Here is a 20641-nt window from a genome sequence, read left to right on the forward strand (position 1 = left end):
CCTTCCACAGATCCCTCCCTGCAACTCCCTACCGAGAGAAGAACAACGTGTTCCTCGCACTCCGCGACATCCGTTTCGCCAAGGGCCGGTTCGCCATGATGGGCGGCGTGGTGGCCCTGATCACCCTGCTGCTGGTCATGCTGTCCGGCCTGACTGCCGGGCTGGCCGAGCAGTCCACTTCCGCGATTGGCAAGCTGGGTGCTGCTGCCGGTTCGCCGGTGGACACGGTGGTGTTCGGCGCACCCGGTTCCAGTGTTCCCACGGCCTCCTACACTGACAGCTCAGTCACCGCCGCCCAGGTGGACACCTGGAAGCACCAGCCGGGTGTTGGCTCGGCCGAACCGCTGGGCATCACCCAAACCCGCGCCCAGGGTGCTGCCGCCGGCTCGGGCACGGCCAATGTGGCCGTCTTTGGTGTCGCTCCCGGAAGCGGGCTGGCGCCGTCCGACGTGTCAGCCGGCACTGCGGTGGTGGGCGCTTCGGTGGCGGAGGCGCTGTCCCTCAGGCAGGGCGACGCGCTGGACATCGGCGGCGTGGAACTTTCCGTCAGCGCCGTCGTCGAGGACCAGTGGTACGCCCACACGAGTGTTGTGTGGACGGCGCTTCCAGCGTGGACCGCGCTGGCACACGTGTCCGACGGCGGGCAGCTGGCCACCGTCGTCGCCGTCACCCATGCGGACGGTGCCGCCCCCGATGAAGCCGCAGCCAACGCCGCGGCCAACACAGTGAGCGCCTCACGGACCGGCTCGTTTCAGGCGCTGGGCTCGTTCAAGAGCGAGAACGGCTCCCTGACCCTGATGCAGGCTTTCCTGTACGGCATCTCGTCCCTGGTGATCGTGGCGTTCCTGACGGTATGGACCATCCAGCGGACCCGGGACATTGCCGTCCTGAAGGCCATGGGCGCCCCCGGCTCCTACATCCTTCGGGACGCCATCACCCAGGCCGCACTTGTCCTGGTGGCGGGGGCGGGCGCCGGCGGGATCCTGGGTGTTGCCGCCGGGCTCCTTGCCGCCCAGGCTGCCCCGTTCCTGCTCACGGCAGCCACCACGCTGGTGCCCGTCGTCGGAATTATTGCCCTGGGACTCGCCGGCGCGGCCCTCGCGGTGCGGCGCGTCACCACAATCGATCCCCTCCTCGCCCTCGGCGGGAACTAGAAAGGACAAACCATGAACACCATGCAGTTTCCTGCCTCCGGGCCCGCTCCCCTGAGCCTGGCCGACGTCACCCTCGAATACCCGGACGGGGGCGGAACAACAACGGCCCTGGACCGGGTCAGCCTCACCGTGCAGGCGGGGCAGCTGGTCTCCCTGGTGGGGCCGTCGGGGTCCGGCAAATCAAGCCTGCTGGCCACCGCCGCCACCCTGGTCCGGCCCACCCGGGGACAGGTGACCATCGACGGCACCGATACCGCCGGGCTCAGGGACAGGGACCTTACCGCCCTGCGGCGCGGCAAGGTGGGCATCATCTTCCAGCAGCCCAACCTGCTCCCCTCCCTGACGGCCGCCGAACAGCTCATCATCAGCGACCATTTGCGGGGAAAGCCCGCCAAAGCGGCCGGCAGGAAAGCCGCCGAACTCCTGGACGTGGTCGGACTGTCCGCGAGCGCCGGCAAACTGCCGCACCAGCTTTCCGGCGGCCAGCGCCAGCGGGTGAACATCGCCCGGGCACTGATGGGGAACCCGAAAGTCCTGCTGGTGGACGAGCCGACGGCAGCCCTGGACCACGAACGCAGCACATCGATCATCCGACTCCTGCGCGAGGTCACCTCGGAATTCAACGTGGCCACGGTGATGGTCACCCACGACACCGAATTCGTGCCGCTGACCGACGTTGTGGCCACCATGCGGGACGGCGTCCTCACGGCCCCGGTCCTGACGGGCGCCTGAAAACATGCAGGGGCGCGAACCCCGGCAGCCGCGTCCCGCCGTCGCCCTATTCACCGAGGTGGTGGATCGTGAAGGCGGCGAGGAACCCCAGGGAGGCTGTTAATCCGGTGAGGTTGTGGTGCTCCTCGAAGGCCTCCGGGATCATGGTGTCCGCCAGCATGGCCAGGATGCCGCCGGCGGCCACCGCGGTGATGAACGCCACCACTGCGCCGGGAGCGTTTTCCAGCGCGACGTAGCCAATAAGCGAGGCCACCCCGCACAGCACGGCGATGCCGCCCCACAGTCCGAAGACATAGCGGGCACTGCGGCCGGCCTTCTTCATGCCGGCACTTCCGGAGAGGCCCTCGGGGACGTTGGAGATGAAGACGGCGGCCATCATGGCCGGGCTGACGGCTCCGCCTGCCAGCATGCCCACGCCCAGGACCACGGATTCCGGGACGCCGTCCAGGAGGGCACCGAAGGCAATGGCGGTGCCGCTGCCGGGATTTTCCGCCTCGGACGGCTGCTGGTTCCCGGAGCGTTTCCGATGCTTGGCTCCGGCCCGGGACAGCGTCATGTTGGCTGCGACATACACCACGGAGCCTGCCAGGAAGCCGGCCACCGTGGGCCACAGCCCGCCACCCTGCACGGCCTCGTCCACCAGTTCGAAGGCCAGGGCCGATATGAGCACGCCTGCCCCGAAGGACATGACGGAGGAGACCAGCTTGGCCGGCAGGTTCCAGCGCCAGGACAACGCCGCCCCCAGGACCAGCGCCCCTCCGGCGGCCGTGCCCCATAACAAAGCCTGCAACCACAGCAGCATGTGCACCACTTCCCGCTCCCCCCGCGGGAGCCGTCCGACCCAGTGAAGCCGGTTCCGGGTCCGGAAGCCGTGCTTGCTGAGACAGCCAGAGTAGTGGAACCGGCCGCGGCACCAAGAATTGATGGGATCTTGAGTTAAACCTTGCTGGCCGTTGACGTTTGGGGTCCACGCTGGAGCCATAGCATCAACCAGCTTGTGGGGAGAGCAGGAAGCCATGGGAGACCAAACAGCTTTTGACGGCGACGTCATTGCCGTAGGAGGCGTCCTCACGGATCAGCATCCGGTGGACTTCCGCACACTGGGGCTTGCCGGCTGCATTGACCGGCTCACCGGCCCCCTCCGCCAGCACGGGACCGCGGTCCGCTGGGATACTCCGCACTGGGGCATCGAGATTCCGGCGGACTGCGCGTCCCTCCTCTACCAGTCGGCCCGCGAGGCCCTGAGCAACGCCTATAAATACTCGGACGCGTCCCGCCTGACCGTCCAGCTCGCCGCCGTGGACCACGGGATCCGCCTGGTGGTGTCCGACGACGGCACGGGCTTTGACAGCGAGCTCGCCACCTGCGGGCGGCACCACGGCTACGGACTGCGGCTCATGGCGGTGGCCGTGCACGAAGCGGGCGGCTCGTTGGATATCCGCTCCAGTCCGGGGCACGGCACCAGCGTCACGGTGACGCTGCCGCTCGATTAAAGACTCGGATGCCCGCCGTACTGGGACAGCGGGCATCCGTAATCATTGGCGCGTCACTGGCTCGGGGCCGCCTACCTGGTGAGCTTCTCCTCATCCAGTTCAAGGTCGCCGATGTGGCCGGGCGCGTTCGCGGCCAGGACGCGGGCAACGAAGGCGCTGTACTCCTCCATGTAGTGGCGCAGGAACTTGGCGGTCCCCTCATCCTTGACCTCGCCGCCCTCACCGAACACGGCAGCGCTGTAGTGGATGTAGGCTTCCGGGGCGTTCAGCTGCGGGGCGTCCAGGAAGCTGAGGACGCTGCGGAACGAGGACTGCATCACCGCAGTGCCGATGCTGCCCACGGATGCTCCGATGATGCCGGTGGGCTTGCGGGCGAATGAGTTGGTCCCCCAGGGCCGGGAGCCCCAGTCGATGGCGTTCTTGAGGGCCCCGGGGATGGAACGGTTGTATTCGGGGGACACAAAAAGGATTCCGTCCGAGGCTTCGATGGCCTCCTTGAGGGCGCGGCCTTCGGGCGGAAAGTCGGCGTCGTAGTCGTAGCTGTACAGGGGTAGGTCCCTGATGGGAATCTCGGTGAACTCCAGCTCCTCCGGAGCCAGTTTGATCAAAGCCTGGGAGAGGACCCGGTTGATGGAGCCGGTGGCGAGGCTCCCCACGAAATATCCGATTTTGAACGGTGCCATGAGTGTTCCTTCCAAGGGCCGGTCAGCGCCGGCCGTCCATGTTTTTTTGGAAAAGGTGCCGCCGCGGCTGGACGGCGCGTGATGCCCACTGCCCCACCAGTCCAGCACAGAAGTCCGGGAGCTTCCAGAGCGGGAAGCACGCCCTTTCGACTGGTGGGTGCCCCTTGCGGTCCGCCTGCTCCGGAGCTATTTTTGAAACGAATCAGAAAACGGTTTCCCACGGCACCATCACACGACGAATTGGATGACATGACGGACAGCACCCCCATCAGATGGCTCGACGGCGAGGCCCCTGCACAGCTCAGCGGCGGAACCACCTGGGGAATGCCGTTTGCCCGCGGCTCCGTCCCCGCCGCAGCGGCCCTTTCGGTCACGGACGCCAGTGGGGACGCGGTCGCCGCCCAGGCATGGCCCCTGGCCACATGGCCGGACGGTTCCCTCAAGTGGGCCGGCATCGCGCTTCCCGCCACGGACTCGCCGTCGGCGGCTTACCTCGTTAGGTCCGACGGCGGCGCGTCACCCCGCGAAGGCAACCTCCCGCCGTCGGACGTCACCAACGTCGCTAGCGGCACCAACGTCACCGTCACGGAAACCGCTGACACCCTCACTGTGGACACCGGCACCCTCCGGATGGTGCTCAACCGCAGCGGCTCCACCCTGTTCAGCAGCCTCACCCGCAACGGCGCCGACGTGGCACGGGACGCCCGCCTGGCCAGCCTCGTGCAGGACGCCCTATCCGAGGGTGCCGGCACCTTCAGCCGGGAAGCCTTCACCGGCGAGGTCACCGAAGTCACGCTTGAACAAAGCGGACCCGTCCGCGCCGTGGTGCGGCTGGAGGGGCACCACCGGCCTGACGCTCCCGGAAGCAGCCGCCGGGAGTGGCTCCCGTTCGTGGTCCGGTTCTACTTCCATGCCAACGCCCGCAGCGTTCGGATGGTCCACTCCTTTACCTGGGACGGCGACGCGGAGCGGGATTTCCTCGCCGGGCTTGGCGTCCGGTTCAGCGTGCCGCTGGAGTCCGGACTCCATGACCGCCATGTCCGGATGGCAGGGGCCGACGGCGGCTTCCTCACCGAAGGGGTCCGCGGCCTGACCGGTCTGCGGCGGGACCCCGGCGAGGACGTCCGCCGGGCGCAGGTGGAGGGCAGGCCCACCCCGCCGCCCGCGGCATGGAACCCGGAGGTGTCGGACCGGCTGCATTTGATCCCGGCGTGGAACGACTTTACGCTCAGCCAGCTCAGCGCCGACGGCTTCGAGCTGCGCAAGCGCACTGGGACCGGCCACGCCTGGGTGGACATCTCCGGCGGAACAAGGTCGGCCGGTTTCTGCTCGCTGAGCGACTCACGGGGCGGTTTCGGTGTGGGCATCAAGGACTTCTGGCAGTCGCACCCCGGCCAGCTGGACATCCGGGACGCCACCACTGATGAAGCCACGCTGACCGCGTGGCTGTACTCCCCCGAGGCCCGGCCGATGGACCTGCGCTTTTACCACGACGGCCTGGGCCAGGACACCTTCGAGGAACAGCTCGAGGGGCTCGAAATCACGTACGAGGACTACGAGCCGGGATTCGGCAATCCCACGGGAATTGCCCGCACGTATGAGTTGACCCTGTTTGCGTACGAGGGCACGCCGTCAACGGAAAGCCTGGCGGCCGATGCCCTGGCCGCCTCCACCCCGGCCCTGCTCCAGGCCACTCCGGAGTACCTGCACTCCGCGGGCGTCTTCGGCGACTGGGCTCCGGTGGACCGCAGCACTCCTGCCCGCGCGGAGCTTGAGGCCCATCTGGACTTCCTCTTCGATTTCTACGCCGGCCAGGTGGAGCAGCGCCGCTGGTACGGGTTCTGGAACTACGGCGATGTGATGCACACCTACGACTTTGACCGGCACGTATGGCGGTATGACGTGGGCGGCTACGCATGGGACAACTCCGAGCTCTCCCCCGACCTCTGGCTCTGGTACTCCTACCTGCGCTCCGGCCGGGCGGACATCTTCCGGTTCGCCGAGGCCATGACCCGGCACACCGGGGAGGTGGACGTCTACCACCTGGGGCCGTGGCGCGGCCTCGGCTCCCGGCACAACGTCCAGCACTGGGGCTGCAGCGCCAAGCAGCTCCGCATCAGCACGCCTGCCTACCGCCGTTTCTACTACTACCTGACCGCGGACGAACGCACCGGGGACCTGCTCACCGAACTGGTGGACAGCGACCGGAACTTCCTGGGCCTGGATCCCGTGCGCAAAGTCCGGCCCGACGCCGACAGCTACCGGCCGGACCGCGGCGCCCTGGGGGTGGGGCTCGGCACGGACTGGGGCTCGCTCGCCGCCACGTGGCTTACGGACTGGGAACGCACGGGCAACCCCCGTTCCCGGGACCGCCTCTTGGGCACCATGGCGGACATCGGCGCCCTCAAGTACGGCTTCCTCACCGGCGAGGCGCTGTATGACCTGGACAAGGGCCGGTTCGACACCGGCCGCGAGCTGATCCAGGTCTCCCACCTCAGTGCCGTGTTCGGCCTGGTGGAGATCTGCAGCGAACTGGTGGACCTGGTCCCCGATCCGGACTTCGAGCGGGCGTGGCTGCAGTACTGCCGGCTCTTCCTGGCCACGAAGGAGGAACAGGTGGAAGCCGTGGGCCAGCCGCTTGAGGGCATCTACCTTACCCAGGCGCACAGTCGGCTGACCGCCTATGCTGCAGCCCGGCTGAACGACCCCGAGCTCGCTGCCCGGGCCTGGGCGAGCTTTGCCGAAGGAGGCGAACACCTCAACCATGGGTCGGCGTTCACGCTTCGGAAGATCGAGCCGCCGCATGTGCTTGTGCCCGTGGACGAGGCACCCACAGTCTCCACCAACGATGCCTCCCAGTTCGGCCTGGCGGTGATCCAGAACCTTTCGCTGATCGGCAGGCACCTCCCCGGCTGACCCCCGCCCCCACGCACAACCGCCCCACCACCCATCCCAACTAGGTAGCGCCAAGTGTCGTTTTGAAGCTCCAAAACGACACTTGGCGCTACCTAGTTGGGGGTCTGGGAGGGGTGGTGGGGAGCCTGCAGGCGGAGCAGACTTATAGCTACTGATGACCTCAGTTACTTCATGGAATTCGGTTCAGTCGAAGGAGACGTGATGAGCACGAAAGTGGAGAAACGGATTGTGGTCGATGTACCGGTCAGCACCGCCTACAACCAGTGGACCCAGTTCGAGGAGTTTCCCCGCTTCATGGGTGGCGTGGACAGCGTGACCCGCCTCGGCAATGACCGACTCAAGTGGGTGGCCCACATCGGCGGGGTACGGCGGCACTGGGAAGCCAAGATCCTTGAGCAACTTCCCGGCCGGCGGGTGGCCTGGGCTGCGACTGAAGGCGTAACCAACTCGGGCGCCGTCGATTTCAGGGACGCCGGCAATAACCGGACCGAGCTCAGGCTGACCCTGGAGTACAAGCCGGCCGGGGTAGTGGAAAGGGTGGGTAGCCTGCTGCATGTCGTGGGCCGCCAGGCGGAACACGACCTGAAGGATTTCAAGGAATACATCGAACACCGGGGCCGTGCCGCCCAGACCGGAACCACCGCGCCGGCCGGAACGACCACGCAGGCCGACGCCAAGGCGGCGGCCGAGCAGCCGCCCTACAACCGCTTCGCCCACCCGTTCGACCAGACCGGCGGCCTGGTGGACCTCGAGGGCGAGTCGGATGAGACGGCCGAGGGTGAAAGCCACAGTTCCGCTGAACGCCGGGCCCGCCGCAGCGGGGGTAACCTCCCGCCGATCGATGGGAGCATGGGCCAGCACTGAACCCGTCCCTTCCCAACTAAGTAGCTCTAAGTGTCGTTTTGGGGCCTCAAAACGACACTTAGCGCTACCTAGTTGGGGGAGTTGCTCTGGAAACCGGGCCGCCCAAAAGGTATGTTGGTAAGCATGCTGATGATTTTTACGGACTTGTCAGCTTCCGGTGACACAGCGAAGGAGACGTTATGAGCACGAAGGTGGAAAAACGCATTCTGGTGAACGTACCGGTAAGCACCGCTTACAACCAGTGGACCCAGTTCGAGGAGTTCCCGCACTTCATGGGCGGCGTCAAGAGCGTGAAGCAGCTCAGTGACGACCGGCTCGAGTGGGTGGCCGAGATCGCCGGCGTCCGCCGGCAGTGGGAAGCCAGGATCCTGGAGCAGGTCCCGGACCGCAAGGTGGCCTGGGCAGCTACCGACGGTGCCACGAACGCCGGGGCAGTCGAGTTCGAGGACGTCGGGGGCGGCCAGACCTCCCTGCAGCTGACGCTCGAATACGAGCCCGAAGGAATCATCGAAAAGGTGGGCGACAAGCTCAACGTTGTGGACCGCCAGGCCGAGGCGGACCTCAAGCGGTTCAAGGAATTCATCGAGGATGAGGGCTACGCCAGCGGAGCCTGGCGCGGCCGCGTCAGCTCCGGGGCGCCAGTCGGCACTCCCGGCGTGGAAGACGCCGCGGGATCGCTGGGCGATTCCGGCAGGGCCGGAGTGTCCGGCAAGGTGGCCGCGGGCGTGGGCGTCGCAGCGGCAGCGGGCGCAGCAGCCGCAATGGCCGGTTCAAAGAAGGACACGGCCGAGGGCGCGGACGTAACGGTCACCCCGGTGGACTCCGGGGAGCCGGTCACCGTCACGCCGATTCCGACGGACACAACAACCACGGAGGCGCCAACCACCGCCGGCACGGTTTCGGGCACGACGGCGGCCGCAGGCTCCACCGGTTCGGTCGCCGACCTGGGCGATGACAGGATCGGCCACGCCTTCGACCAGACCAACGGCCTCGTGGACACCACCGGGGAGTCGGACGAGACGGTTGAGGGCGAGAACCTGAGCGCGGGCGAACGGCGCGGGGACGAGCGCCGGCCCGACGGCGGCCTGCCGCCCGTTGGCGGCAACCTCGGCCAGCACTAACCGGGTGTAGCCGCAGCGCAACAGAAAGCGCCGCCCGCCTCCGTCCGGAGGCGGGCGGCGCTTTTGCCCTGCCGGTGCCGGGTACTACTTCTCCGTGCCCGCGTACATCACGGCGGGCGCTGCCGGAGCCTCCATGCCCTCGCCGATGAAGAAGCTCGGGTGCGGCGGCTGGTTGTAGCCGACCGTCTCGCGGGCCACCCCGGTCCGGTACATCGGATCGTGCATCAGGGTGCGGAGCCGGACCCCGGTGGGCGAGGTGGTGGTGTAGATCCGCAGCTCAGTGCTGTCCGACGACGGGAAGGCCAGTTCCTCGCGCCAGTCACCCAGGAGGTCCGCCTGGAGCGACGGGTTGCCCTTCGTGTGGTTGTTGGTCCGGGCGCCGGTGGCCGTGAGCAGCCTGTCGCTGGACCCGGCCTCCCAGTTCCACTTCGAAATGGTGGGCACGCCCACGCCGGCGGTGGCGTCAAAGTCGTGGTCCACGATCTCGCGGAGGAGGTCCCCGTCCCACCAGGCCATGAAGTTGGCTGCCGGGATCTTCTCGGCGATCAGTTCGCCCTTCGCTGACATGAGCTGGCCGCGCGGCGAGTTCCAGGACGCATCGCCGCCAACGGCCCAGCTTTCCGAGCCGCGGAACCGGGGGTCGATGTCGCCGGTGGCGCCGCGGCCGGTGTCCTTGACGGCGGGAATGCTCCAGAGCACTTCACCGGTGCCCGCGTCGCGGAAGGTGGCGCCGCGGTTGCCGCTGGCTGACATGCTCTCGTGCACGGCGAAGGTTTCCAGTCCCGGCCGCGAGGGGTCAAGGTCCCCCGTGTGGATGGCGTCGCCATGGCCCAGCCTGGTGTTGTAGAGGGGCGTGCCGTCGTCGTCAATGGTCATGGAGCCGAAGACGAATTCGTCCTTGCCGTCCTGGTCCACGTCAGCCACGGAGAGGTTGTGGTTGCCCTGGCCCCTGTACTGGGCTCCGGCAATGTCCGAGTCGAAGGTCCAGCGCTTGACCAGCTTGCCGTCCACGAGGTCGTAGGTGACCAGGACCGTGCGCGTGTAGTAGCCGCGGCTGAACATCAGGGACGGCTTTTCGCCGTCGAGGTAGGCGACGCCGGCCAGGAAGCGGTCCACGCGGTTGCCGTAGCCGTCGCCCCAGGCGGAGACGCTGCCGCGCGGCGGATCGTAGGCAACGGTGTCCATGATGGTGCCGGTGGCGCCGTTGAACACGGTGAGGAATTCCGGCCCGGACAGGACATAGCCGGCGCTGTTCCGGTGGTCCGCTGCGGGGTCCCCGATCACGGTTCCGGCCGCGTCCGTGGTGCCGTCCGCAGTCTTGAAGGCCACTTCGCCTTTGCCGTCGCCGTCGAAGTCGTAGGCCAGCATCTGGGTGTAGTGGGCGCCGGCGCGGATGTTGCGGCCCAGGTCGATGCGCCACATCCTGGTGCCGTCCATCTTGTAGGCGTCCACGTACACATTCCCGGTGAAGCCGGACTTGGAGTTGTCCTGGGCGTTGGACGGGTTCCAGAGCTGGATGATTTCGTAAGTGCCGTCGCCGTCCAGGTCCGCAACGCTCGAATCGTTGGCCGAGTAGGTGTACGGCTTGCCGTCCTTGCTGACGCCGTCGGCGGGCTTGTCCAGCTTGATGGCCAGGTAGTTTTCGGCCAGCGGCATGACTTCGGCGCTGAGCTTGTCCTGCCCGCTGCCGTTGCCCACCGTCATGATGACGTACCTGGAAGCCGCCGTGCCGGCCGGATCAACATAGGTGGTGGTGTTGCGGATGGGCTCATCGGTGAGCTGGACGCCGTCGCGGATCACATGGAAGCCCACTCTGTCCTGGTCCAGGCCAAGCATGCGCCAGCCCAGCGTGACGCCCTGGTCCGTGAGCACGGCGACGGGCGCCCGGTTCAGGTTCTCCACCTGGCGCTTCAGTTCAGTCTTTCCGGACTGACCGGGCGCGGTATTGGGGTTGGCCTGCGCCAGCGGCACGCCGGTGAGCGCCAGGGCGGCGGCCGTGAGCGATGCCGCCGCGGCTTTGGGGGCCGCTTTCCAGGCGCGGCCCGCACGGGTTGAAGGGGAACGTTTCGAGGGATAAGCCAAAAGTACATCTCCTTTGATGCGACGGCAGCTGAGTCTGCCGCACGACAGTTTGGAACGTTTCATTACAATCCAAAATCCACCATTCACGAAGGGAGGGTGAGGTTTGGGATCCTGTAGAAAGCGTTTTCTGCCCTTAACTTCTATCAGCGCTTTACAAGCCCGGTCAAGGCCTCGACGGGAGCAAATGGGAGATATTGTTCCGTTGAGTTCAGTTCGCGCCGGCGTCCCCGCGCGGCCGGCCCGCTGCCGCCTGCAGGAGCGGCAGCGTCCTGGCGGGCATGACCTCCACCAGGGACATGGCCGTGCTGGTGCGTACGACGCCGGCAATCGCCAGCATGCTGCGGGTGACCCTATGGAGGTCGGCCGGGTCCTTCGCGGCGACTTTCGCGAGCAGGTCGGCATCGCCGGTGGTGGCGTGCATCTCGATGATTTCCGGGATGGTGCGCAGTGCGGCCATGGCCTCATCGCTGGCGGACTGGCTGATGGAGATCGAGATGAAGGCGATCAGCGGCAGCCCGAGGGCGCCGGTGCGGACGCGCTGGCTGAACGGGGCCAGGCTGCCGTCGTTGACCAGGCGCCGGAGCCGCGCGTGCACCGTGTTGCGGGCCACGCCCAACGTCCGCGACAGGGACAGGACCGTCGCCTGCGGGTCTGCGTCCATGGCCAGGAGGATTTCGGCGTCCAAGGCATCGATGAGGTGCATAGTGAGCATTTTGTCATGTTGCCCCTCCTTCATCGCCCGTTTCTGTCCTGCCTGGTTAGCCTGTGTTGCGCAGATGCTCCCTACTGCCCCACGATGCCTTCATGGCCACCATCCTTCCCCAGGCACCGGCACCAGAGGTGCGTTCCGCCGTCGCAAACCTCCCCGCGTACGTTGCCGGGAGGAGTGCAGAAACGGCCCTGACTGCCGCCCTCGCTTCGAACGAGAGCCACTTCGATCCCCTGCCCTCGGTCGTCGAGGTGATCTCTGCCGAGGCGGGCAGGATCCACCGGTACCCCAGCATGGGCGCCGTGGACGTCCGTGACGCGATCGCGCGCCACCTCTCCGTGTCCGCGGATGAGGTTGCTGCCGGGCCGGGAAGTTCCGGGGTGCTGCAGCAGATCATTTCCGCGCTATGTGGCCACGGCGACGAGGTGGTTTTCGCGTGGCGTTCCTTTGAGGCCTACCCCATCCTGGTGACGGTGGCCGGGGCCGTGCCTGTCCCCGTCCCCCTCCGCGACGACGAGCACCACGACCTTCCCGCCATGGCCGCTGCCGTCACCGCGCGGACGCGTCTGGTCATCCTCTGTTCCCCCAACAACCCCACCGGCGTGTCCATCCCGGCGGACGCGCTGGAGGAATTCCTCGGAGCCGTGCCGCCGCACGTCCTGGTGGTGCTGGACGAGGCCTACATCGAATTCCAACGGGGCCCCGGTTTGGATTCCCTGGAACTCTACCGCCGGCACCCGAACCTGTGTGTCCTGCGGACCTTCTCGAAAGCCTACGGGCTGGCCGGGCTGCGGATTGGCTACGCCATCGCCCGCCCGGCCCTGGCTGAGGGGCTGCGGCGCACCGCCATTCCATTCGGCGTCAACCGCATGGCGCAGGCCGCCGCGGTGGCGTCGCTGGAGGCGCAGGTTGAGATCCGGGAAAGGACCGATGCGGTGGCGGAGGAGAGCACCCGGGTTGTTTCCTCCTTGCGCCAGTCCGGCTGGACTGTCCCGGACAGCCAGGCCAATTTCTACTGGCTGCGGGCATCTGACGGGCTGCGGGAACAGATCCTTGCAGCGCTTTCCGACGCCGACATCCTTGCACGGGGATACGCGGGCGACGGCGCCCGGGTCACCTTGGCGGACAGGGAAACGAACAACCGGGTGCTCGCCGTGCTCGCGGACCGCGGGCGGTTTGCCGTCCAGTGAGCACGCCAACCGCGGCACCCGAAACCACCACCGCCCCAACCACACCGGACGCGGGGCCGGCGGCACCCAGCCCCGTGCCGCCGTCGGCCGTCCGCCATTCCGCCATCGAAGATGTCCTGGGCATCCTCACGGGCGCCTTCGCCGCCTCGCTGGGACTGTTCCTGCTCAAGTCCAGCGAGGCCGTCACGGGCGGCACGGCGGGCCTGGCCCTGCTGCTCAGCTACTCCCTCCCGGTTTCTTTCGGCGTAATCTTCATGGCGGTGAACGCGCCGTTCTTTGCCCTGGCGGTCTGGAAGAAGGGCTGGAACTTTGCCCTCCGGACCGGGGCCGCCATTGGGCTGGTCTCGGCCATGTCCGGCCTGCACCCGTGGGCCCTCGGTGCCCTGCATATCGACCCGGTGTACGGGGTGCTGGGCGGCAATCTGCTGGCCGGCGTCGGCCTGCTGATCCTGTTCCGGCACCAGTCCAGCCTGGGCGGCTTCAGCATCCTGGCCCTGCTGCTGCAGGAAAAGCTGAAGTGGCGCGCCGGGTACGTCCAAATGGTGCTGGACGTGGCAATCGTCCTGGCCGCGCTGGCCGTGGTGGCTCCCCTGATGGTGCTGCTCTCCGCCGCCGGAGCCGTCCTCCTGAACTTCATCCTCGCCCTGAACCACCGCCCGGGACGCTATCTGGGAAAGTGACCGCCGGTCCGCCGATTTATTCCCGGACCAGCCCTGAAATATCTTCGCGCAAGCCGCTGTTGCCCGGGACATGACAACAAGCGGAATCATCGGTGCAGGACTTATTGGAAGCCAGATTGCCCGGAAGGCGGTGGAGCTGGGCTACGACGTAGTCATCAGCAACTCCCGCGGCCCTGAAACGCTGGCCGGACTGGTGGCGGAACTCGGCCCGAACGCCCGGGCCGCAACGCCTGCGGAGGCAGCGGCGGCCGGCGATTTCGCCGTCGTCGCCGTTCCGCTGAAGAACTACAGGGACGTCCCGGCTGAACCGCTGGCCGGCAAGATCGTGATCGACGCCAACAACTACTACTGGGAACGGGACGGACGCATCCCGGCCCTGGACAACGGCGAGGCCACCACGTCCGGGCTGCTCCAGGAACACCTGCGCGACTCGAAGGTGGCCAAGGGCTTCAACCACATTATGGCCGCCGAGATCACCACGGACGGGAAGCCTTCCGCAGCCGAGGACCGGCGCGCCCTGGCAACGGCCAGCGACCATCCGGAGGCCGCCGAACTGGTCACCCGCCTTTATGACGAGTTCGGCTTCGATACCGTGAACATCGGCCTCCTGGAGGACAGCTGGCGCGTGGAGCGGGACCGCCCCGCGTACGTTGTCCGGCAGGACGCCGCCGAGCTGAAGGAAAACCTGGGTAAGGCGACCCGGACCCCCTGACGGCACGCAAGACCCGCAAACTGGCTGGCAGCAAACGTCGCGAAATCGTGTTTTGGCGACGTTAACTGCCAGCCAGTCGGGAAGCTAGTCCCGCGCGGGGACGAGGACTACCTCGAACTCGGTTGCGGGCTGGCCGAACTTCGCGTTCACGGCGGCGAGGGTGTCGCCGAACTTGGCAATCGTGGTGGGGACGTTGAAGGCGGGGCTGGTGATGACGTCCCCTACAACCCCGGACGAAAGGTCACTGGCGAGCTTGATCCTGCTGATCCGGTTCTTCTGGTTCTGGACTGCCCACAGCTGGCGGCCTTGGACCAGGATGCCGTCCACGTTGGGCACATCAAAGCCCCCAATCCGGGCTGTAGCGGCGGTCCCTGAATCCACGCCGTCAGGGTCCACGGTGAACAGCGCCCCAAATGCCGAGTGCGCCAGGATCAGGGTTTTGCCGCCGTTGACGGCGGCGATGCCGTTGGGTCCGAAGCCGGTCCAAGGGTCCGCCGCAGGTCCCGTCAAGGTGACCGTTTCCACCTCCCCCAGCCCGCCGTCCTTGTCCACCGGCAGGAAGTACAGCTCCGCCGCGAAGGAGTTGGTGAACCATGCGCCGTCCTTGGTCAGGGTGACGTCGTTGATGAACGCGTCCTGCCCGGCAGCCAGGTGGACCACGCCGACCATGTCGCCTGTGTCCGTGCTGTAAACGTAGGCGTCACCGGTACCGCCGCCGGCAACAAAGAGGAGGTCGTGCGTGACGTCCGCCTTCATGCCGATTGCCGCCCTGCCGTCCGGCGCGTCGATAAACAGTCCGGCAGTGTCGTCGCGGATGTCGCCGCGGTAGATGTCTCCATTGAGGCGGTCACCGGCATAGAAGGTGGTGCCCTCACCGGCCGCTATGCCTTCGGTGCCTGTCGCCCCCTCCAACACAATTACGCCGTCCCCGGAGGGCGGTGAGGCAGTTGCCGGTACTGCGGCGGGAACGATCAGGGCTACCAATGCAAAAACTCCGACGGCGGCACGGCGTTGTACGGTTCGGCGCATGATGCTTCCTTGGTTTTGGGCTCTTGCGCGGGGCCGATCTGCGGCAGCTCCGCACGATGGTGTTGCCAGTCTAGGCACCTGCAGGGAACCCGCCAAGACATCGGGGCCCCCGTTCTGCTTACAATCGAAACCTCAATCAACTACTGAGGGACCGATGAAGAAACTCGCCACAGCCCTGATCGCCGCCGGCCTCGTTGTCTCCGCAACGGCCTGCACCGCCTCGAACCAGCTCACCACCGCGGAAACCTGCGAGCGGATCCAGTCCGTTGTGTCGAACCCGGCCAACAACGCCGGCAAGACCGGCATGAACCGCCTGGCCAACCAGATCCGTCCGATCCACGCCGTCGCCTCGGACGACCTCAAGGGTGCCCTTGCATCCATCCTCGCGTACACGGATGAGCAGGCCAAGGAAACGCCGGACGAGGCAAAGCTTGGCGAGCTCCAGTCCGGCTACGAGGAAGCCGGCGCCACCTACAGCCAGTTCTGCAGCTGATTCCCGGCCGATTCCGGCTGGCTTGCCGCGCGCTTTCCGCCGGGTCCGGTCACGTGAGGGTGGCCGGATCCGTGTTGGCGCCACACAGGATAACCGCCACGCGTTCGCCCACGCCCGGGAGGTAGGCGCCGGACGTCAGCGCGGCATAAGCGGCAGCGGCGCCGTGTTCCACGATGATCCGGTAGTCCTCCCACAGCTTTTGGCGGGCTTCGATGATGTCGGCGTCGGACACCAGGACGCTTTCGACGCCGGCGCGGACCGCCACGGAGAAGCCGATGTCGCCGATGCGGCGGGCACCGAGGGAATCCGCCGCCACGCCTGATACCGGGACGTCAACAGGCGCTCCGGCGGCCAACGCTGAGTGCAGCGTCGGTGCCGTCTCCGGCTCCACCGCCACCACTTTGGCCCGGCCCTCGACTGCCGCCGCGATTCCCGCCATCAGGCCGCCGCCTCCCACGGCAACCAGGACGGTATCCAGCCCGCCCACCTGCTCCAGGAGCTCGAGCCCTACCGTTCCGGCTCCGGCGGCTATTTCGGGCTGGTCATAGGCATGGCAGTAAACCGCCCCGGTTTCCCTGGCGTGCTTGACGGCCGCCTGGTACGCCTCCGCGTACTCCGCCCCGCCCTGCACCACTGCCGCGCCGATGGCCTTGAGTTTGCGGACCTTCACTGCGGGCGCGGCGGCGGGGACGAACACGGCAGCGGGGACGCCCAGCTGTGCGGCTGCGTAGGCGTTGGCCAGTCCGGCGTTGCCGCCGGAGGCCACCACGATGCCGACATCCGGCTTAAGCTCGCCGCGTTCCCTGGCAGCCAAGACCCTGTTGAGGGCGCCACGGGCCTTGAACGTTCCGGTGTGCTGCATATATTCGCATTTGAACCACACCGGGCCGGGGAAGACTTTAGGGTCGCTTTCGAGGACAGGCGTTATGCGGGTGAGGCCGGAGATCCTTCGTGCTGCCTGTTCCACGTCGGCACGGGTAATCATTGCTGCGCTTAGACCTCGTCGTCCCAGGTTCCCGGCTCCTGCAGGGCGTCCTCGGGCTTGTGTTCCCGGGGCGGTTCGCCGCTGCCCGTGTAGGACGCCGGCACGGTTCCTGCAGCATGTGCCTGCTGCTCTTCCCGGATATTGCCGGCACCGGGCAGTTCCGGGTGCTGGCCGCCCTGCGGGGCCTGCTTGGCTGCGCTGGCTTCCCCGGCTTCGTCCGGATCTCCCGGGCCCCGAAGGTCTGCGGTGTTCTGCGGCTCGTCGTTGCTAGCAGTCATGGTTCTGCCTTTCGCTTGGGAACTGCGGTGTTTGGCGGGGATGTACCCGTACCGCTCTCCACCCTACGGGCTGGCCTCTTCGGGCCGCCGGAAGCTGTGAGATGGCGCCCATATCCTGTGAATTGCGACTCCGCCGGGACTTCCGGAGCGTACCCTGCGTTAACACGATGGCGAAAGGAGGCCACATGATCATTGTCCTGACCGGGATTGACGGTTCGGGAAAGTCCACGGCCGCCCAAGCCCTGGTGTCAGCCGTTGCGGCTGAAGGCGGCCGCGTACTGCTGCTCAACAACCACGCAGGCCGGCGCAGCATGTCCGTCCTGGCCGCGAAGCTTGGGATCCGCCCGCCCAGCCGTGTGGCGGACGCCGTGGAAACCACGTTCAGGGTGTGGAACGTGTTGGTGAACCACCTGCGTGCCAGCCGCTTTGACGGCCTGGTGGTGATGGACCGGCACCTGTATTGCCAGCTGGCCCTCCGGGAAACGAAAGGACTGGGACGCGGCCGCCTACTCCCCTGGCTGCTGGATAAGCTTCCCGCTCCCGAGGCTGTCGTGCATCTTGAGGTGGACCCGCTCCTGGCGCACCGCCGCATCGTCTCCCGCGGTACCGACGCGGAGACGCTGGACGACCTGGTGGCCTTCGACCGCGGGTACCGCCAGCTGCCGGAATTCAGCGGCTTCCTGAAGGTTGACGCGTCGGTGCCCGCCCCGGAGCTGGCGCAGCGTCTGGCGGGCGCCATCCGCCAACTGACGCCCTCGACGGCGGCAGCCCAGCCGGCGCTCCACGGTGACTAGCGCTCCACGGTGTCTGGCGCCGCACGGACAAAGGGCGGGCGGACCCACAGTCCGCCCGCCCTCCCCAAGAGGCAGCCCTGGCGCGACAACGCCTTAGCGCGATGAAGTCGGCGACGCCGAGGAGGTCGCGCTGCCCGTCGACTCGCTCTCCGTTGCCGTAGGTGAGGCGGAACCGCCCGGCGAGGACGTACTGGTGGAACGGGACGTGCTGGTGGACGTCGGGCTGGAAGTCCCGCTGCCGCCGTCGGCCTTCTTCAGCACCTGGTTGATGAGGTCCTCCAGCTCCTTCCGGTCCGGGTCGCCGAGGTTGGCGCCGCCCTTGGTGGCAACCACCAGCAGCCGCCCCTGGGCAGCGGAGACCTGCATCAGCTTCTGCTGGTTTTCGCCGCTGCGGGTGCTCATCGTGGCGAAGGTCTTCTCGGCGTCAGTCTCTGCCTTCACCTCCTCGCTGGTGACCTCGTACTTTTGCCCCAGCGCCTCTACGGAGAACTTGGCACACTTGTCCATCTTGCCGCTGATGTCACCGAGCACCTTCACGGCGTCCGGCCCCTCGCTGCCTGACTGGGCGGACAGGCTGCGGGGCTGGTCCCCCTCAGAAAGCGCCACGGCCACGTCGCCGCTTTCCACCTTGTCCAGCAGCCCGGCCGTGGCGATGTCCTTGCAGTCTGCAGGATCCACGTTTGCGGTGCTCAGGAGCAGGCTGGCGATGTTTCCGCCCTGGTCCACCTGTTCCTTGGAATACAGCTTCAGCTCATTGCCGTCGTCATCAGTCAAGCCGGAGATCAGGTCGCGGAGCTCATCCTCGCTGTAAACCTTCGCCTCAGCCGTAGCGGACGCCGAAGCCGTCTCCGAAGCCGAAGGGCTGGCAGCACCACCGCCACCGCCCGTACAGCCGGCCAACGCAATCATCGCTGCTGTCAACACTCCAAGCGCAGGTACTTTTCGCATCAGGTACAACCCCTTACAAGAAATAGGAAGCATGCTTAGTGTTCCTAGCCTAAGGGATTCGAACCTCCGCGGGAAATATCCGGCACAAGTCCGGCAGGTCGCCGGGCCAAAGGATCCGCCGGCCAGGCGTCCATGTGGAATAATCCGTTTCAGTGGTCCTTACCGGACCGCTCCACGGATCGGAGGGGGCACACGTGCCAGCCACAGCACCACCAGCGGGCAGCGCTGCGCCAGCCAGCCCGGGCATCAACAACTCCCAGGTCCCCAAGCATGAGCAGCTGCGCCTGATCATCCTGAAGCTGGCCAAGGACGAACTGGAACCGGGCGCCCGCCTGCCCAGCGAGCGTACCCTCATGGACACCTACGGCGTCAGCAGGATTACCGTCCGGGCCGCCATCGGCCGCCTGGTCAACGAAGGGCACCTGGTCCGGGTCCCGGCGAAGGGCACCTATGTGGCGGACTCTCCCGTGCAGTCCACCCTGCACCTGGCCTCCTTCACACAGGAGATGGAAGCCATGGGTCACGTTCCCAGCACCGTCGTGCTCGTGGCCGAGGCCGCCGCAGCCCCGGATGACACCGCGGAAGCGCTGAGCTTGGAGCCAGGGTCGGAAGCGATCCACCTCCGGCGCCTCCGGTTGGCGGATGGCCGGCCAGTAAGCGTTGATGACGCCTGGTACAACCCGGAGCACGCGGCGGGGCTGCTGGATATCGACCTGACGGGGTCCGTCTACAAGGCGCTGGCAGCGCAGTTCGGCCACCAAATCGACAGGGCACGGCAAAGCGTGCGGTCCGAGGGCGCCCCGGCGGACGTCGGGGCGCTCCTCGGCACGGGAACCGGGGCGCCGGTACTGGCATTCGACCGCGTCTCGTATTCAGGCCACCTGGCCATTGAGCATTCGCGGTCCTGGTACCGTTCCGACCGCTACTCCCTCACCATGGAAGTTCGGCTCTAGCCGCCGTCCGGCCGGGGCCAACAGACACTTCGGGCGCTGTTAGTCCATCCGGAACAGGCCGGAACCGGCGGCCACCCCGCCGGACACGACGAGGGTTGCGGTGTCCGGCTTGGAGTCAAGCACGACGACGGGACTCACCAGCGAATACCCCGCAGCAAGGGCGGCGGCGGGGTCCACATGCATGACAGGGTCACCGGCGCCGACGGTGTCCCCTTGGGCTATGAGCAGCTTGAAGCCTTCGCCCTTGAGCTTGACGGTATCGATGCCCACGTGGGTCAGCACACCGCGCCCTGACGACTCAACCACCACAAAGGCGTGGGGCAGGAGCTTTACCACCTTCCCCGACACCGGGGACACGACGTCGAACGCTTCCCCGGCCGGCGGCTCGACCGCCGCGCCCGCGCCCACCATCTGGCCCGCGAAGACCGGATCCGGAACCTCGCCCAGGGGAACAACCGTGCCGCCAATGGGCGCGTGGACAACAAGCGACGGCATCAGAGCAGGTCCTCGATGTCTTCGGCGAGCATGTCGGCCTCGGGTCCCACAATGACCTGGACGGCCGTGCCGGCGGTCAGCACCCCGTGCGCTCCGGCAGCCTTCAAGGATGCCTCATTGACCAGGGAGGAATCCTTGACTTCCGTGCGGAGGCGCGTGATGCACGCCTCGACCTCCACGATGTTGCCGGCTCCGCCCAGGCCTTCAATGATTTGTTGTGCTTTGGACATGGCTGCCCTTTCTGACGGTGCCCACGGGGGCACTTCTTCAGCACCGGGCCGGCGGCCCAGGTGCGACCAGTCACGGCTTGTCCCGCCGGACATTCGGATA

22 protein-coding genes are annotated in these 20641 nt (G+C 67.1%); 12 read left to right on the forward strand and 10 right to left on the reverse strand.

The annotated features are described in order from the left end of the window. The first annotated feature begins 47 nt into the window (after positions 1 to 47). A complete protein-coding gene (locus SMD14_RS18065; RefSeq protein ID WP_321214563.1) occupies positions 48 to 1154 on the forward strand; it encodes an FtsX-like permease family protein in 1107 nt (368 codons plus the stop codon). A 12-nt stretch (positions 1155 to 1166) separates the two neighbouring features. Then, on the forward strand, positions 1167 to 1886 hold the full coding sequence (locus SMD14_RS18070) for an ABC transporter ATP-binding protein (RefSeq protein ID WP_231754852.1): 720 nt from the start codon (positions 1167 to 1169) through the stop codon (positions 1884 to 1886). A gap of 46 nt (positions 1887 to 1932) precedes the next feature. Here SMD14_RS18070 and SMD14_RS18075 read toward each other — a convergent pair whose 3' ends face one another. Continuing rightward, positions 1933 to 2688, reverse strand: a complete 756-nt coding sequence (locus SMD14_RS18075; protein WP_321216302.1) for a ZIP family zinc transporter — start codon at positions 2686 to 2688, stop codon at positions 1933 to 1935. Between the two features lie 214 nt (positions 2689 to 2902). On the opposite strand from SMD14_RS18075, the gene SMD14_RS18080 reads away from it, so the two are divergent. Continuing rightward, a complete protein-coding gene (locus SMD14_RS18080) occupies positions 2903 to 3379 on the forward strand; it encodes a sensor histidine kinase (protein WP_157240727.1) in 477 nt (158 codons plus the stop codon). A gap of 71 nt (positions 3380 to 3450) precedes the next feature. Here SMD14_RS18080 and SMD14_RS18085 read toward each other — a convergent pair whose 3' ends face one another. Next, entirely contained in the window at positions 3451 to 4062 is a 612-nt protein-coding gene (locus tag SMD14_RS18085) for an NADPH-dependent FMN reductase (protein ID WP_157240725.1), read from the reverse strand. Between the two features lie 249 nt (positions 4063 to 4311). On the opposite strand from SMD14_RS18085, the gene SMD14_RS18090 reads away from it, so the two are divergent. From SMD14_RS18090 to SMD14_RS18100, 3 genes are all read left to right on the forward strand, one after another. Further along, complete coding sequence (locus SMD14_RS18090) at positions 4312 to 6978, forward strand: Tat pathway signal sequence domain protein (protein WP_321214564.1); 2667 nt, start codon at positions 4312 to 4314, stop codon at positions 6976 to 6978. Positions 6979 to 7179: 201 nt separating this feature from the next. After that, positions 7180 to 7842, forward strand: coding sequence for an SRPBCC family protein (locus SMD14_RS18095; RefSeq protein WP_321214565.1), 663 nt, complete (start codon positions 7180 to 7182; stop codon positions 7840 to 7842). A gap of 179 nt (positions 7843 to 8021) precedes the next feature. Continuing rightward, complete coding sequence (locus SMD14_RS18100) at positions 8022 to 8963, forward strand: SRPBCC family protein (RefSeq protein ID WP_321214566.1); 942 nt, start codon at positions 8022 to 8024, stop codon at positions 8961 to 8963. Positions 8964 to 9047: 84 nt separating this feature from the next. On the opposite strand, the gene SMD14_RS18105 is transcribed toward SMD14_RS18100, so the two are convergent. Beyond that, complete coding sequence (locus SMD14_RS18105) at positions 9048 to 11045, reverse strand: rhamnogalacturonan lyase (protein WP_321214567.1); 1998 nt, start codon at positions 11043 to 11045, stop codon at positions 9048 to 9050. Positions 11046 to 11253: 208 nt separating this feature from the next. Continuing rightward, positions 11254 to 11757 carry an Lrp/AsnC family transcriptional regulator gene (locus SMD14_RS18110; protein ID WP_321214568.1) on the reverse strand — a complete coding sequence of 168 codons (504 nt, stop codon included), beginning with the start codon at positions 11755 to 11757 and terminating at the stop codon, positions 11254 to 11256. A 92-nt stretch (positions 11758 to 11849) separates the two neighbouring features. Between SMD14_RS18110 and SMD14_RS18115 the strand changes: the two genes are divergently transcribed. From SMD14_RS18115 to SMD14_RS18125, 3 genes are all read left to right on the forward strand, one after another. Further along, positions 11850 to 12944, forward strand: coding sequence for a histidinol-phosphate transaminase (locus SMD14_RS18115; protein ID WP_321214569.1), 1095 nt, complete (start codon positions 11850 to 11852; stop codon positions 12942 to 12944). Next, complete coding sequence (locus tag SMD14_RS18120) at positions 12941 to 13624, forward strand: YitT family protein (protein WP_409339692.1); 684 nt, start codon at positions 12941 to 12943, stop codon at positions 13622 to 13624. Before SMD14_RS18115 ends, SMD14_RS18120 begins: the two co-directional genes overlap by 4 nt. 70 nt (positions 13625 to 13694) lie before the next feature. Then, positions 13695 to 14336 (forward strand): NAD(P)-binding domain-containing protein, encoded by a 642-nt coding sequence (locus tag SMD14_RS18125; protein WP_321214570.1) that lies wholly within the window; start codon positions 13695 to 13697, stop codon positions 14334 to 14336. Between the two features lie 84 nt (positions 14337 to 14420). Here SMD14_RS18125 and SMD14_RS18130 read toward each other — a convergent pair whose 3' ends face one another. Beyond that, positions 14421 to 15365 (reverse strand): hypothetical protein, encoded by a 945-nt coding sequence (locus SMD14_RS18130; RefSeq protein ID WP_321214571.1) that lies wholly within the window; start codon positions 15363 to 15365, stop codon positions 14421 to 14423. 154 nt (positions 15366 to 15519) lie between these two features. On the opposite strand from SMD14_RS18130, the gene SMD14_RS18135 reads away from it, so the two are divergent. Further along, the gene (locus SMD14_RS18135; protein ID WP_157240708.1) at positions 15520 to 15858 is read left to right on the forward strand and encodes a hypothetical protein; all 339 of its coding nucleotides are present in this window, start codon (positions 15520 to 15522) and stop codon (positions 15856 to 15858) included. 49 nt (positions 15859 to 15907) lie between these two features. On the opposite strand, the gene SMD14_RS18140 is transcribed toward SMD14_RS18135, so the two are convergent. Next, a complete protein-coding gene (locus SMD14_RS18140; protein WP_321214572.1) occupies positions 15908 to 16843 on the reverse strand; it encodes a threonine/serine dehydratase in 936 nt (311 codons plus the stop codon). 8 nt (positions 16844 to 16851) lie between these two features. After that, positions 16852 to 17121 (reverse strand): hypothetical protein, encoded by a 270-nt coding sequence (locus SMD14_RS18145; protein WP_157240704.1) that lies wholly within the window; start codon positions 17119 to 17121, stop codon positions 16852 to 16854. Between the two features lie 185 nt (positions 17122 to 17306). Here SMD14_RS18145 and SMD14_RS18150 point away from each other — a divergent pair, with 185 nt between their 5' ends. Further along, on the forward strand, positions 17307 to 17915 hold the full coding sequence (locus SMD14_RS18150; protein WP_321214573.1) for a thymidylate kinase: 609 nt from the start codon (positions 17307 to 17309) through the stop codon (positions 17913 to 17915). A gap of 93 nt (positions 17916 to 18008) precedes the next feature. Here SMD14_RS18150 and SMD14_RS18155 read toward each other — a convergent pair whose 3' ends face one another. Then, positions 18009 to 18863: a hypothetical protein gene (locus SMD14_RS18155; protein WP_321214574.1), complete on the reverse strand. Its 855-nt coding sequence runs from the start codon at positions 18861 to 18863 to the stop codon at positions 18009 to 18011. A 194-nt stretch (positions 18864 to 19057) separates the two neighbouring features. Here SMD14_RS18155 and SMD14_RS18160 point away from each other — a divergent pair, with 194 nt between their 5' ends. After that, positions 19058 to 19816 carry a GntR family transcriptional regulator gene (locus tag SMD14_RS18160; RefSeq protein ID WP_321214575.1) on the forward strand — a complete coding sequence of 253 codons (759 nt, stop codon included), beginning with the start codon at positions 19058 to 19060 and terminating at the stop codon, positions 19814 to 19816. 39 nt (positions 19817 to 19855) lie between these two features. Here SMD14_RS18160 and SMD14_RS18165 read toward each other — a convergent pair whose 3' ends face one another. Next, complete coding sequence (locus tag SMD14_RS18165) at positions 19856 to 20311, reverse strand: PTS glucose transporter subunit IIA (protein ID WP_321214576.1); 456 nt, start codon at positions 20309 to 20311, stop codon at positions 19856 to 19858. After that, a complete protein-coding gene (locus SMD14_RS18170; protein ID WP_157240699.1) occupies positions 20311 to 20541 on the reverse strand; it encodes a glucose PTS transporter subunit EIIB in 231 nt (76 codons plus the stop codon). Before SMD14_RS18170 ends, SMD14_RS18165 begins: the two co-directional genes overlap by 1 nt. Positions 20542 to 20641: the final 100 nt, after the last annotated feature.

It is taken from the genome of Pseudarthrobacter oxydans, assembly GCF_034258515.1.
Classification (GTDB): Bacteria; Actinomycetota; Actinomycetes; order Actinomycetales; family Micrococcaceae; genus Arthrobacter.